Genomic DNA, 13353 nt, shown 5'->3' with positions numbered 1-13353 from the left:
TCTTCTTATTTTCCGAAGTCTTGCGGCGGGCGGTTGAGAATCTTGCGGCCAGTAAACATCGCCGACGTAATACCTCCGCCCTCATGTATCTCGGTCACGATCACTGCGTGTTTCGCGGGATCGTGAGCACCGATTTCAGATGATCGTGAGCAGGGATTTCGCGGGATCGTGAGCAGCGATTTCAGGCGATCGTGAGCACCCCTTTCGCGGGTGCCTGACGCTTCGGCCGACAAACTCAACCGGGTTACGGGTTCCTCATTCAACCGATGAGGAAGCCCGATGCCTACCGAGAGATTGTCGATGCGCCGGATCAGAGAAGTTTTACGTTTGAGGCACCAAGGGTTGACCGAGCGGGTCATCGCGCGGACCTTGGGGGTGAGTAATGGCGTGGTCCATGGCTACGTGCGGCGAGCGCGCCTGGCGGGGCTCGCCTGGCCACTTCCGGAAGGAATGGACGACGATGGCTTGGAACTGTTGCTATTCCCGGCACCGGCGTCAGCGTCGCAAAGCGACCGGCGCCCGATACCGGACTGGGCTTTTGTCGAGAAGGAGCTTCGCCGCCGCAGCGTGACGCGCCTGCTGCTCTGGGAAGAGTATCGCGCCGCCAATCCGGACGGCTTTGGCTACACCTGGTTTTGCACGACCTTCGAGGCCTGGAAGAACCGCGTGCGCCCGTCGATGCGCCAGACCCACATCGGCGGGGAGAAGGTGTTCGTTGATTTTGCCGGCGACACCATCGACGTCGTCGATCCGATCACCGGCGAAGCGCACGCCATGAAGCTGTTCGTCGCGGCGATGGGAGCCTCGAACTACACCTACGCCGAGGCTTGCCCAAGCGAGAGCCTGTCCGACTGGATCGGCGTGCATACCAACCTGTTCAGGTATCTCGGCGGCGTGCCGAAGTTCGTGGTCTGCGATAATCTCAAGGCCGCCGTGACCAACCCCGATCGCTACGATCCCGGGATCAACCGAACCTATGCCGAGATGGCCGGTCATTACGGCACCGCGATCCTTGCGGCGAGGCCGAGACGACCGAAGGACAAGGCCAAGGTCGAGGTCGCCGTCCAGATCGCACAGCGCTGGATTTTGGCGCGCCTGCGCAATCAACGGTTCTTTTCCCTGGCAGAGCTGAATGCTGCGATTCGTACCCTGGTTGTCGAGCTCAACGCCCGGCAGATGCGCGGATTCGGCACCAGCCGTGCCGAACTGTTTGCCGAGGTCGACCGTCCCAAGCTGGGGGAGTTGCCGGAGCAGCCCTATGTCTTTGCGCGCTGGAAGCGTTGCCGCGTCGCCCCCGATTATCACGTCGAGGTCGATGGCCATTGGTATTCCACGCCGTATCGCCTGATCCGTGAACTCGTCGATGTTCGCATCACCGACAAGACGGTCGAGATCTTCCACAAGGGCCAGAGGATTGCCAGCCACCCGCGTGCGCCGAACCGGCGCGGCCACACCACAATTGCCGACCACATGCCGAGCGCGCATCGCCGCTACGGCAAGTGGACGCCGGGAGGGCTGATCGCCGCCGGCGAGAAGATCGGCCCATCGACCGCGGCGTTTTTCCAGGCCGTCATCGCGGCCCGGCCGCATCCAGAACAAGGCTTTCGCACCTGCCTCGGCATCCTGGCGCTGACCAGGAGCTACGACGATGCCCGCATCGACGCCGCCTGCCGGCGCGGCATCCTGATCAAGGCGCATTCCGTCGCCTCGATCCGTTCGATCCTCAAGAACGGACTGGATCGCGCATTCCTCGACGAGGCAACCGACGACCACCCCCTGCGCCACGGCAACATCCGCGGTCAGGACTATTTCCACTGAACCCTGGAGATCCCTATGCTGACACATCCTACCCACGAACGGCTGATCACGCTCGGCTTGACCGGCATGGCCAAGGCCATGGAGGAACAACGACGATCACCCGATCTCAACGCGCTGTCGTTCGAGGAGCGCGTCGGCTTGCTGGTTGATCGCGAGGCCGCAGAGCGCGACACCAAACGTCTCACCACCCGCCTCAAATTCGCAGCCCTTCGGCAAAACGCATGCGTGGAAGATATCGACCTGCGCACGCCGCGCGGCATCGATCGCGCTGTGTTCGCCAAATTGATCGCCGGCGATTGGATCGCCCGTCATCAGAACCTGCTGATCACCGGGGCAACCGGGCTCGGCAAAAGTTGGATTGCCTGTGCACTTGGCCACAAGGCCTGTCGCGACAATCGATCGGTCCAATACCATCGCGTGCCCCGCCTGTTCGAGGCGCTCGCGCTGGCCCGCGGCGACGGCCGCTATGGCCGCCTGCTCAAAACCATCAGCCGCGTGCAGCTGCTGGTACTCGACGATTGGGGCCTGTCGGTGCTCAACCCGTCAGAGCGACGCGACCTTCTCGAGATCCTCGATGATCGCCACGGTCGCGCCTCCACCGTCGTCACCAGCCAGGTCCCGGTCGATCAATGGCACGCCGTCATCGGCGACCCAACATTGGGCGACGCCATCCTGGACCGCCTCGTTCACAACGCCCACCGCCTCCAACTCAGCGGAGAAAGCATGCGAAAACAGAACGCGCGAAACAGAACGCTTGACGAAGCCGCGAACCCCTGAACCAATCACCAAGTCGGCCAAAGCGGCTGCTCATGATCGCCTGAAATGTCTGCTCACGATCAAATGAAACGAGCGCTCACCATCGAGTGAAATCGCCGCTCACGATCACCGAAATGCGCAACGATCACCGCAACGAGATGAGTCAAGATGACGGCCGCAAGCGCATAGAACGCATATAAGTGGACCGTCACAATGGGGGACCGGAAGGCGCGCATTGCCTTATATGCAGCTTGGTCCATCGTATTCGAAGCCAGTGGCGAAACCAACGCCGAATCCAAACCGGGCGCAGCAACCCAGCCCGCGAACCATTTGCCGAACGGCGGCCAGAACAAGTCAGTTCCAGCCAGGATTAGTCCGGTAGCGATCTGAAGGAGGAGCAGAAACAGTATGAGTACGATTGCGATGCGCGCCGCCGGATTGTGCCCAACATATTGTTGCGGCTCGCCGGAAAGGAAAGCAGTGGCATAGCTGCGCAATGCGCCCCAGTAGCCAGGCCCGTAGGGCAACATCGCACGCCATCGCGCATAGCGGTTGCCGAGAAAGGCCCAAACAAAGCGCCAAATTAAATTCAATGCCATGACGTAACCCAGCGCCACGTGGATCTGCTTGAGCTGGACTTTGCCGCCGACCGAAAGTCCAAGCGCATCATCGTTCAGCAGCATAACTCCGACGCTTATCAAGCCGAGCACGGCGAGTGCGTTAATCCAGTGGAACCACCGCGTCGGGGCGTCCCATACATTGTAGGCACGATATTCCTCAGAGGGCGTCCGGGACATTGAGGCACTCCTTACTATTGCGGCTTGTCGCGTTCGAGTAGGCTCTCACACAAGAATTACACAAGAATGTCTTCCAAAGGTTGATTTCCATCAACGAAGCGACCTGGCATGCCTAACATGCAGGGGCAGCCGTATAGACGATCGGCAGGTCGTTAATACAATCAAGCAGGTCGAGCACATGAAGTGTTCGTGCTGAGATTTACGACAGGGGCAAGATGATCTTGCGGCATTTGGCTCGGGCCGCAGCAGCCTTTGGTCACGAGGGACTGCTGGATCGTGCGATCGCGGACCTCGATTTAGTCATTAACGCTGACCCGAAGTATGCGGATGCGATCCGTAAGCGCGGAATAATGAGAATCGGAGACCAAGTCGGTGCCGACACGGATTTTCGCCGTGCTGAAGCGCTTTGCCTCTGGTGGTACCTCGCTCGTCGCCTGAGATAGGGCGTAGGAGCGCGAAGTTCGATATCGGCGCGGATTTATCGCGTCGGGATGCCGATCACGCCAAATTTTGAAACCGGCATGGTCCAATAGACTATCCTCGATCCAGCGAGGTCCATTTTCAGACGATCGAGCAACTGTGCCGCGTCTTGAACCCGAAGAATTGTCCGCACCATAAGCTCGTCGTCATGGCCCTTAACCCGTTCAGCCGATGTCTGCAATCGAACGTCGGGGCCATGTCCCGCGACATCGGAGGCCGTGAAGCCAGAAACGAGATCGCGCTGTTCATTGAGATAGTCGAACAACTCATCGCGAAGCGATCGCGCGGCAATCAACGTGAGGCAGACCAGTTCGGCACTCATTTGAGCTCCTTGGCGACGCCGCCAAACCGGCGATAGAGGATAGGCAGCAGGATCAGCGTCAAAGCCGTCGACGAGACAAGACCACCAATCACCACGATGGCCAACGGGCGCTGAATTTCCGATCCCGGCCCGGTGGCAAATAGCAGCGGGATGAGGCCCAGGGCGGTAATGCTTGCCGTCATCAAGACGGGTCGAAGCCTCCGCTTGGCGCCGTCAACGACAATCCGTCCCTCGGGCATGCCATGGGCGCGGAGCTGGTTGAAATAGGACACCAGCACGACGCCGTTGAGGACTGCAATGCCGAGCAGCGCGATGAACCCGACGGAGGCTGGAACCGAGAGATACTCGCCCGTCAGGACCAGCGCAAAGACACCGCCAATGACCGCGAACGGGATGTTGGCCAGCACCAACAGCGCCTGGCGGATCGAGCCGAACGTTGTGAACAGCAGCACGAAGATGAGGCCGATTGCAACCGGCACCACGATCGAGAGCCGTGCGGCGGCGCGTTGCTGATTTTCGAATTGGCCGCCCCAGGTGAGCCGGTAGCCTTGGGGCAATGGCAACTCCGCCGCAACCTTTTGGCGGGCGGTCTCGACGAAGCCGACCATATCGCGGCCGCGCACATTGGCGCGTACGACGCTCATTCGGTATCCGTTCTCGCGGTTGACCACGACGGGACCGTCGACGCGATGAATGCGGGCGACCTGCGATAGCGCGACGTGCTGACCGGTGGGCAGCGTCAATGGCAGGCTAGCCAGCAGGGTGGGCGCCTCCCGCGTGGTCTTGCTGCCGCGGACCAGGATCGGAGTGCGGCGTCCTTCTTCCAGCACCGTGCCGATCGTGCGGCCTTCGATTTGGGTGCGCAGCGAGTTGGAGATCGCGTCCACCGTCAGGCCGAGACGTCCTGCCTCCATGCGGTTCACGACAATCGTGTAATATTGCGCGCCCTCATTGAGCGTGGTGTAGACATCCTCGGCGCCGTCGATGCTGGACAGGATGGCTGACAGTCTGCTGGCAATCTCGTTGAGCTTGGCGATGTCAGACCCGAAAATCTTCACCGCGACATCGCCGCGCACGCCGCTGATCATCTCCTGCACGCGCATGTCGATCGGCTGCGTAAAGCTGAGCGACAGCCCCGGGAAATCGGCCAGCACGTGCCGTAGCTCCTCAATCAGAGCTGGTTTGTCGGCCGTCTTCCGCTCTCCCGCGGGTTTCAGGACTAGGAATGTATCGGTCTGGTTGGGTCCCATCGGGTCCAGGCCGAGTTCGTCGGATCCGGTCCGGGCCACGATACCTATCACATCAGGCACTTTCGCAAGGATCGCGGACTGAAGCCTCGTGTTGATCGCAATCATCTCATCGAGATTGATGGACGGCAGCGCCTCGACGCTGACGATAATATCGCCTTCATCCATGGTCGGCATGAATGTCTTGCCGAGCTGGGTGTAGGCGTAGCCCGCAGCAGCCAGAGCAACCAGCGCGGCGATAATCACCTTACGCTCATTGTTCAGGGCCCAGTTAAGTGCAGGCGCATACAGGCGCGACGCGGTGCGGATCAGCCACGGCTCGTGGTGCGAAGCGTTCTTGAGCAGAAACGAGGTCGCCACGGGAATAACCGTGAGCGCCAACAGTAGCGAGGCGCCTAGCGCGAATATGATCGCGAGCGCGACAGGGATAAACAGCTTGCCCTCAAGTCCCTGTAGCGTCAGCAGCGGTACGAAAACGATCATGATGATGAGCACCCCGGATGCGACGGGCTGCAGCACCTCAGAAACCGAGCGGAAAATGATATGGACGAGCGGCGCGGCCTTTCCCTGCGGTTCCTTGCTGAGATTGCCAACGACGTTCTCGACGACCACCACCATGGCGTCGATCAGCATGCCGATTGCGATGGCAAGGCCGCCGAGACTCATCAGGTTGGCCGACATGCCCACCATGCGCATGATGATCAGCGCGATGACGATCGCGAGCGGCAGGCTCAGCGCGATCACCAACGAGGCTCGCCAATTGCCCAGAAACAGGAGCAACAAAACAATGACCAGGAGGGTTGCCTCACCAAGCGCTCGGATGACGGTTCCGACGGCGCGATCGACCAGCCGGCTGCGGTCATAGAACACGGTGATGGTGACGCCCTGGGGCAGCCACGGCTTGAGCTCGTCAAGGCGTGCGCGTACGTCGCTTATTAGTTGGCGGGCATTGGCGCCCCGCAACCCAAGGACAAGTCCTTCGACCGTTTCGCCGTGACCATCCGCGGTGACGGCACCATAGCGGGTCAGCGAGCCCACCTGAACGCGGGCAATGTCCTTGACCCGGATCGGAACGCCACCCTTGGTGTCGACAACGATTTGCCTGATGTCGCTGATGGTGCGAATGCTACCCTCGATAAGCACAAGAGCGCTGTCTTCGCCCTGATTGACACGTCCGGCGCCGTCATTGCGGCTGTTCGCCTCAATGGCACGCCGAAACAAGTCATAGGAGATGCCGTGGGCCGCAAGCGCATCGCTGAGCGGAACGATCTCGAAAGCCCGGACATAGCCGCCAAGCGAGTTGACGTCGGCGACGCCGGGCACCGTTCGCAGCGCGGGACGAATTACCCAATCAAGTAGGCTGCGCCGCTCGGCAAGCGACAGATCCGGACTGTCGATGGTGAACATGAACATTTCACCGAGTGGGCTCGTGATCGGAGCCAGCCCGCCGCTCACGCCCTCCGGCAGGTCGCGCGCGATGTTGGATAGACGTTCGGAGACCTGGTTGCGCGCCCAGTAGATGTCGGTGCCGTCCTCAAAATCGACAGTGATGTCAGCGAGCGCGTATTTTGTGGTGGAGCGAAGGATCTCCTTGTTGGGCAAGCCGAGCAGTTCAAGTTCGATCGGCACGGTGATCCGCTGTTCGACCTCTTCCGGGGTGAGGCCCGGCGCCTTCATGATGACCTTGACCTGGACGGGCGAGACATCCGGAAACGCGTCGATCGGCAGGCTCGGCAACATCACCACTCCGGCGCCGATCAAAAGAAGAACGCCAAGCGCGACGAACAGCCGCTGGGAAAGCGCAAATGCGACAAGGCGCTCGAGCATAACTAGCCGGCTCCAAGCTTGAGCAGGATTCCACGCAACGCGGAGATGCCGCCGACGGCGACTTCGTCCTGGTCTGTGATCGCGCCGGAGACCACGACATGGTCCTGGTCCTCCTCCAGCAGCGTGACCGGCACGAGACGGAAGCCGCCGGGTGTTGCCACGAACACCGACGCCTGCTCGCCGCGCCGGATCAGTGCGCTGTAGGGAAGCTCCCAGGCGCTTTCGGCCGAGGACGCGAAGCCGATACGCGCCTCGGCCGTCTGCCCGGGCCGCAGTTCGCCGGTGTTGGGCACCTCTGCGCGGACCAACACGGTTTGGGTAGCGGCATCGGCGGTCTCGGAAACCAGCACGACCTGGCCTGGCGTGGCATAGCCGTCAACTTCCACCTTCGCGCCTGGACGGATGGCGCGGATGTTCGATGCAGGTACGGCGATCTCGACCCATAGCGGAGATAGCTGTGCGAGCTTGATCAGCGAAGTCGTTTGCTCCACCCGTTGACCGGGAGAAACCATGATGTCCACGACGGTCGCCGACCGCGGGGCGGCAACCGTGAGGGTCGCGTTGATGGCAGCCTCGCTGGTCAGTTTTGAGATAGCGTCGTCGGAAAGTCCGCTGAGCCGAAGCATCTGCCGCCGCTCCGCAACCACGATGCTGGCCAGCCGGCCTTCGGTCTGGCTGGACTCCAGAACACGTTGCGGCACCGCATTGCTCTTGAACAGCTGGGTATTGCGGGTAAGCTGTTGGGCGGTCAGAACTTCCTGCCCCACAGCCTGCAGGTAGTCGCGTTGCTGGGAGACGAAGCTTGGGCTCTCCATAATGGCGAGCGGCTGTCCAGCGATAACGCGGTCGCCCCGCGCCACTGAAAGATTAGTCACCATGCCGGCTACCGGGCTGCTCACGACCCACAATTGCGGCGTAGGGATCACGATCTGGGCGGGATAGGGCAGGGTCTTGTCGGTCGGGCTTGCAACGGGACGAACGACCCGAACGCCGAGGCTCGTTGCCTGTTCCGGGCTGAGTTTCACCGCGTCCTCGGCCACGGATATCGACGACAGGCCGATAAAGGCCAATGCAAGAATGGTTCGAGCCGAACTGTGCCAAGAGCGCAGACACGAGCTCGCCTGACGGTGGTGCATTGTCAGTGTTCCATGTGTGCCGGCGACCACCGACTTAGTTTCTCTCCGGTTATTGTTATTTCGCTCAGCCCTCGGACGGTTGATTTGTGTCAACCAAGTCCGCAGTTGTGGCTGGCGTGAGCGACACTGCTCCAAGGGGCCTGACAGGTCGCTGATCCATGTCGGCGAATTGTCAGCTACGATCTGTTAGGTTGGATACTCACGTGATCGATCGAATTCATGTTTTTGCGCCTCTGCAGTTCGTTCCTGCTTGCGTCCCTGTCGCGAATGATTCGCAAACGACGAATGCTGCCGGGCTTCTCGTCGCCAAACCACGTTACGGCCGCGCTGTTGGCTGCCTTGCACGAATGCCTCCCTGCCAATCAGCAAAGCCGCAGCTAGTGGTAGGTCTTGTCTACCAGTTTTAGCCATTCCGCGGCCATCTCTCGCAGAATGCGCCGGGATTCCGGATCTTTTGTTTGTCTTGCCAGCTTCACGCAATGCTCGGCGTAGCCGACGTATTCCTCTCGCTTTTCAATCGTCGGAATTGCCATAAATGATCTCGTTCGATTTCGCGGTGATAAGCTCCAAGTAAGTCCGCTCACACCCACGCTTAGGATTTTACGTGCGCCAATGCCACGTTGGTCATGTCGTTTTGGCAAATCGAATTCGTGAGCCAATTGTCCCAACGTATCTTGACGGCGCTCAAGTCGATCTTGCCCCGATCTGTCTTGCGGCTTTCCCAATAGACATACTCTCCAACCTTCAAGAGTCTGGATCGATCGCCACTCATTGCAATTGCATCATGATATCTATTCGAGACGGGCCTTGGTCGATTTGTGAAGTTAAAGCGCGCCGTTCATCGAGATGAAATGATCACTTGCAATCCTTCCAGCATCTACTTCATGGCAAACGGCTTCTAATAGAAGCGACTGTTGGCGGGTCTTTCGCGCTCAGACATTTCCACCTGTCCGGACACCAAAATGATCTCGATGGCCGGCCATCGGTCATGGACGGTTCGCGCAAGGTCTAAGCCGTCCATTTGGATGTCCGGGTAAAGCAGCGCAGTGTCCGAGCGGTTTTCCAATATCGCAAACGCTTCGTCGGCATTTGATCGTTGGCATCTTATGGAAAACGCGAGCGCGGCTTTCTTGAGCGCCGTCCGTAAATCGATGCGTCCGATCCGTGCAGCGATCGGCGCAACGACGATCAATCCAGAACTACTGACCTGCGCGGAACGACTGCAATACGAGAGTTACTTGCGACGTGAGGAGACCATTGCCATCATCTTGGCGCTCGCCAAGGATGGCGCGGCAATCAAGCAGATCGTTCGCAAAACAAGCCACAGTCGCAATCGTGTCCGCCAGGTCCTTCGGGGCGCGAAAAGGGGTCGCACTTGGATGCGATTTGACAATCAGGCAACCAAAAGTTAGCCCCAGCCACGCTGTCCGCGATTTAGCGAAACACCTGTCCCGCTTTTGCGAAATGCGCTGGACGGTGCACCGTTGCCCGGGGCTACATCTCTGACTATCAACTCTGCAATCCAATCAGAACGGGACGGATTGGGATGCGAGCGCAATGATTGCGAAGGTTCGTAGCCGACGCGATGCGGCTCCGCTTCAGAAGCCGCATTCACGGTATTGTTTTGTGGAAAGCCGGAACCGTGAACCAACCTGGATAAAGTCTACGTCGACGCATTGGTGCCCTCGTCGGAAATCGCGGAGGCCATCGCATCGAAGATATTCGAGGTTTATTCGCCAACGCCTCTCAGTTGGAGAATAGGTTGCGAAATCATGCTGCGCCCTGGCCGGTCCCTTGCAGATTATCGCTATATAGTGGCGGATGTCGGGGGGCAGTGCATCTATGTGGTGGGGATTCCAGGGATCATCCTTAGATGGAAAGCTTGCCGCCGGCAGCTCGCTCGCAAGTAGAAGAGAACATGCCAATAAGAGGATGCGGACGATCATTCGACCCTCCCACCGAGAGAATTTTTCACGTGTCATTCGGCCAGCGCCTGTGATGACCATCTATGACAAAGACGTGCACATGCCGCTTCGAATGCGCGCCTTGTTGCCTGACATCTGCCGGATCCACCGGCGTGCTTGCGTTGTAGTCGAGATAGATCGGCGGCATACTAGCTCCTCGGGTGGTTCAAAATACCAACACCTTCTCAGCGGACGCGGTAAGGGTCGCGAGTTCGACCATGGTGCGCGTCTCAGGCCACTGAGTATCTCGGCATCAGTGAGCCCGCGGGCGTCCATGCAGGTGCCGCAAAGCAGGACTTGTCCTTTAGCCGCGAGAACGCCCTTCAGCATGCGTTCAACATTGTAGTAGCCGTCCGGCGTTTTCTGGTCCGACTTTGTGGCCACGACCGCGTCAGCCATCAAGAATACCGTCACGGTGGTCGCTGGATCGTTCTTGGCGAGAGCGAGAGCGAGGCGCAAGCCATTGTAGGTCCGCTCGGTGCCGTAGGATGGGTCGTTCAGTATCAGCAGAACCTGCATGGGCGTTCCCATTTCCAACTAAGCGAGCTTGGAGGCGGGCGCGTCGAGTCACTCGCCAAGAACGCGCCGCCGGTCCTCGAATTCCGCTTTGTCGATCTCGCCGCGCGCAAAGCGCTCCATCAGGATATCAAGCGGCGTGCGTGCGGGCGGCAGTTGGTGTGGCGGATATGTCCCTGGCCATGGCGCGCGCAACCAGCGAACGAGGATAATCGCGAGGGCAACCAGGACTGCGAGAAAAAGGATCATGAACAACGGACCGAAGATCATGGCGTACCATCCTCCGCCCCACCCCATCATATGTTGATGCCAGCCGTAGTAGCGTTCGGCATCTGACGGCGCCTGCGCCCATACTGAACCGGGTAGGAGACAGAGCACAGCGACCGCTTGGACCAAGACTTTCTGCATCGGCTTGCTCCATCATCGAAGAAACCCACTCTACTTCGCCGGTCGGCTCGCTTTTTGCGCGAGATCAACCGAACCCGCCGCATGTTCCCGCATGAACACCGCTACACGCGGTGAACAGGTTCCGATCTCTGAAGGACGTGAGGACAAAGATCTCGCGGAAGCTTGTTGGAGACGCTTGACGAGCATGCGCCGCAGTCTCCAACCGGACGTACTCGCGCGTATCGCGTACCAATAGGATCGAGAGCCCGGCGCCGAGGATGGCATAGGCCACTCCGAGGTAGATCGGCGCCGGCCGCAGCCCGTACTCCGACGCAAGATATCCGGTGAGGTAAGCGGTCACGCCGACCGCGAGATATCCGGCGAGCTCGTTCAAACCCACGGCCAGGCCGCGCGACTTCGGCCCGACCAGATCAATCTTCATGATCACCGTCATCGACCAGGCAAAGCCCTGATTGATGCCGAGAAGGGCATTGGCGGCGTCACCCATGCCCAGCTTGGCGCCCAGATGATCATAAACGGCACCGGAAGGCCGACGAGCCATCCGAGGATCAGAACCCCCTTGCGCCCCACTTGTCGGCGAGCTGACCGGAGATCAGGTTGGCGCACGCCTTGACTACGCCGAAGCTGACGATGAAGGAGACGACGAGCGTCGTCGAGCCGATCTTGAACACCTCGGCGCCGATCAGCGGAAAACCCGGCGCGCCGTGGCCGACAAGGTTCGCGCGGCGTTCAAGAGCGTCCCCTTCATTGTCGATGTCGACGACAGCTACCACAACTAGGCTGAGCGCGTTCGCGTCGCGATCAATCAGGACAATCTCGAATATTACAAGGTCGCGCAGGCTGACGTATACAACACCTTGCACTATCTCTATGGCAGCACCACGGTGGGCTACTCCCAGCGGGGCGGAGGACGCTACCCGATCGCCATCCGCCTCGCCCTGCCCAAGGCGAACGCGGTGATGGACGCGCGCGCGCTGACGACGCCGGTGCCCGCCAACGCGTTGCCCGGCGGCCGCGGGGTGGTCGAACTCGGCGATGTTGTTGGTGTCACCCATGAGCCGGCGTCCTATCCAATCTTCCGGCACAATGGCCGCCCCGCCGAAATGGTGCTGGCGGAACTCGCCGGCACCTATGAAGCACCCATCTACGGCATGCTCGCGGTGCGCGACGCGATCGACCGGATCGACTGGGGCAACCTGCCGAAACCCGCGATCGCGCTGCACGGCCAACCGGACGACGAAACCCATCCGACCTTGCTTTGGGACGGCGAATGGGAGGTGACCTGGGTGACCTTCCGAGACATGGGAGCGGCTTTCATGGTGGCGATCTTGGGGATCTATATCCTCGTCGTGGCGCAGTTTGGCTCGTTCAAGCTGCCGCTCGTCATCCTCACGCCGATCCCGCTCACCTTCATTGGTATCATGCTTGGCCATTGGCTGTTCAGTGCGCCCTTCACGGCGACCTCCATGATCGGCTTCATCGTGCTCGCCGGCATTATCGTGCGCAACTCGATCCTGCTGGTGGACTTCATCCGCCATGCGCAGCGTCCCGACCGACCGCTGATCGACGTGCTGCTGGAGGCGGGCGCAATCCGCTTCAAGCCGATCATATTGACCGCGATTGCCGCCATGATCGGCGCGGCCGTCATCCTCACGGACCCGATCTTTCAGGGGCTCGCAATTTCGCTCCTGTTCGGTCTGGCATCATCAACGGCGCTGACCGTGCTCGTCATCCCCGCAATTTATGTCGTGCTGAGAGGAGACCGGCAGCCCAATCAGGGCCGGCAGGCACCGCCGCCCCCGGAGCCGACTCATGCCGGCTCTGCATCAACCTGAACACAGGAAGCCATGAGGGTCCATTTGGGAAATCGACAGGGTGGAACAATGAATCGTTCTCGGGCTGTCTGCAACGGGCTTAGTGGTGGTGCGGCGTTCCGGAGGCGATCAGGATTGCTGATCAGGCAGGAGTCTCGGTCGCCATGCTCACCGCTGACTACCCGGCGACGGTGCTGACAATTCCTCGTGAGGCGGGTATTTCGGTGGAACGCAGTCATCCTCACCGGACGAGAGATCGCGGAAAAGC

General features: G+C 60.2%; 11 protein-coding genes and 4 pseudogenes. 4 read left to right on the top strand and 11 right to left on the bottom strand.

All coding sequences use genetic code 11. The features are described from left to right. Nucleotides 1-5: 5 nt before the first annotated feature. On the bottom strand, nucleotides 6-359 hold the full coding sequence (locus V4R08_RS16035) for a hypothetical protein (protein ID WP_335580559.1): 354 nt from the start codon (nucleotides 357-359) through the stop codon (nucleotides 6-8). Between V4R08_RS16035 and istA the strand changes: the two genes are divergently transcribed. Together istA and istB are read left to right on the top strand one after the other, a co-directional pair. Beyond that, on the top strand, nucleotides 280-1818 hold the full coding sequence (gene istA / locus V4R08_RS16030; protein ID WP_335578153.1) for an IS21 family transposase: 1539 nt from the start codon (nucleotides 280-282) through the stop codon (nucleotides 1816-1818). The genes V4R08_RS16035 and istA overlap by 80 nt on opposite strands. 15 nt (nucleotides 1819-1833) lie before the next feature. Further along, nucleotides 1834-2595 carry an IS21-like element helper ATPase IstB gene (gene istB, locus V4R08_RS16025; RefSeq protein ID WP_335578154.1) on the top strand — a complete coding sequence of 254 codons (762 nt, stop codon included), beginning with the start codon at nucleotides 1834-1836 and terminating at the stop codon, nucleotides 2593-2595. A 59-nt stretch (nucleotides 2596-2654) separates the two neighbouring features. Here istB and V4R08_RS16020 read toward each other — a convergent pair whose 3' ends face one another. From V4R08_RS16020 to V4R08_RS15995, 6 genes are all read right to left on the bottom strand, one after another. After that, the gene (locus tag V4R08_RS16020) at nucleotides 2655-3371 is read right to left on the bottom strand and encodes a cytochrome b/b6 domain-containing protein (RefSeq protein ID WP_335580384.1); all 717 of its coding nucleotides are present in this window, start codon (nucleotides 3369-3371) and stop codon (nucleotides 2655-2657) included. A gap of 478 nt (nucleotides 3372-3849) precedes the next feature. Continuing rightward, nucleotides 3850-4173, bottom strand: coding sequence for a DUF3240 family protein (locus V4R08_RS16015; RefSeq protein ID WP_335580383.1), 324 nt, complete (start codon nucleotides 4171-4173; stop codon nucleotides 3850-3852). Continuing rightward, nucleotides 4170-7247 (bottom strand): efflux RND transporter permease subunit, encoded by a 3078-nt coding sequence (locus tag V4R08_RS16010; RefSeq protein WP_335580382.1) that lies wholly within the window; start codon nucleotides 7245-7247, stop codon nucleotides 4170-4172. Before V4R08_RS16010 ends, V4R08_RS16015 begins: the two co-directional genes overlap by 4 nt. Nucleotides 7248-7249: 2 nt before the next feature. Next, the gene (locus V4R08_RS16005) at nucleotides 7250-8383 is read right to left on the bottom strand and encodes an efflux RND transporter periplasmic adaptor subunit (RefSeq protein ID WP_335580381.1); all 1134 of its coding nucleotides are present in this window, start codon (nucleotides 8381-8383) and stop codon (nucleotides 7250-7252) included. A gap of 377 nt (nucleotides 8384-8760) precedes the next feature. Continuing rightward, nucleotides 8761-8916, bottom strand: a complete 156-nt coding sequence (locus V4R08_RS16000; protein WP_335580380.1) for a hypothetical protein — start codon at nucleotides 8914-8916, stop codon at nucleotides 8761-8763. A 365-nt stretch (nucleotides 8917-9281) separates the two neighbouring features. Next, nucleotides 9282-9575 carry a response regulator gene (locus tag V4R08_RS15995; protein WP_335580379.1) on the bottom strand — a complete coding sequence of 98 codons (294 nt, stop codon included), beginning with the start codon at nucleotides 9573-9575 and terminating at the stop codon, nucleotides 9282-9284. On the opposite strand from V4R08_RS15995, the pseudogene V4R08_RS15990 reads away from it, so the two are divergent. Beyond that, nucleotides 9475-9741: pseudogene (locus V4R08_RS15990) on the top strand (ISL3 family transposase); the annotation flags it as partial. The gene V4R08_RS15995 and the pseudogene V4R08_RS15990 overlap by 101 nt on opposite strands. Before the next feature lie 613 nt (nucleotides 9742-10354). Here the strand turns inward: V4R08_RS15990 and V4R08_RS15985 are convergent. The 4 genes and pseudogenes from V4R08_RS15985 to V4R08_RS15970 all read right to left on the bottom strand — a co-directional run. Beyond that, entirely contained in the window at nucleotides 10355-10495 is a 141-nt protein-coding gene (locus V4R08_RS15985; RefSeq protein ID WP_335580558.1) for a hypothetical protein, read from the bottom strand. A gap of 152 nt (nucleotides 10496-10647) precedes the next feature. Then, nucleotides 10648-10866 (bottom strand): annotated as a pseudogene (locus tag V4R08_RS15980) (DsrE/DsrF/TusD sulfur relay family protein); the annotation flags it as partial. 48 nt (nucleotides 10867-10914) lie between these two features. Continuing rightward, nucleotides 10915-11271 carry an SHOCT domain-containing protein gene (locus V4R08_RS15975; RefSeq protein WP_335580378.1) on the bottom strand — a complete coding sequence of 119 codons (357 nt, stop codon included), beginning with the start codon at nucleotides 11269-11271 and terminating at the stop codon, nucleotides 10915-10917. A gap of 106 nt (nucleotides 11272-11377) precedes the next feature. Then, a pseudogene (locus V4R08_RS15970) lies at nucleotides 11378-12044 on the bottom strand (MFS transporter); the annotation flags it as partial. On the opposite strand from V4R08_RS15970, the pseudogene V4R08_RS15965 reads away from it, so the two are divergent. Next, nucleotides 11961-13106 (top strand): annotated as a pseudogene (locus tag V4R08_RS15965) (efflux RND transporter permease subunit); the annotation flags it as partial. The pseudogenes V4R08_RS15970 and V4R08_RS15965 sit on opposite strands and share 84 nt — an antisense overlap. Nucleotides 13107-13353 lie beyond the last annotated feature (247 nt).

Source organism: Nitrobacter sp. NHB1 (assembly GCF_036964665.1).
Lineage (GTDB): Bacteria > Pseudomonadota > Alphaproteobacteria > Rhizobiales > Xanthobacteraceae > Nitrobacter.
This window is presented reverse-complemented; position numbering and strand designations above follow the sequence as displayed.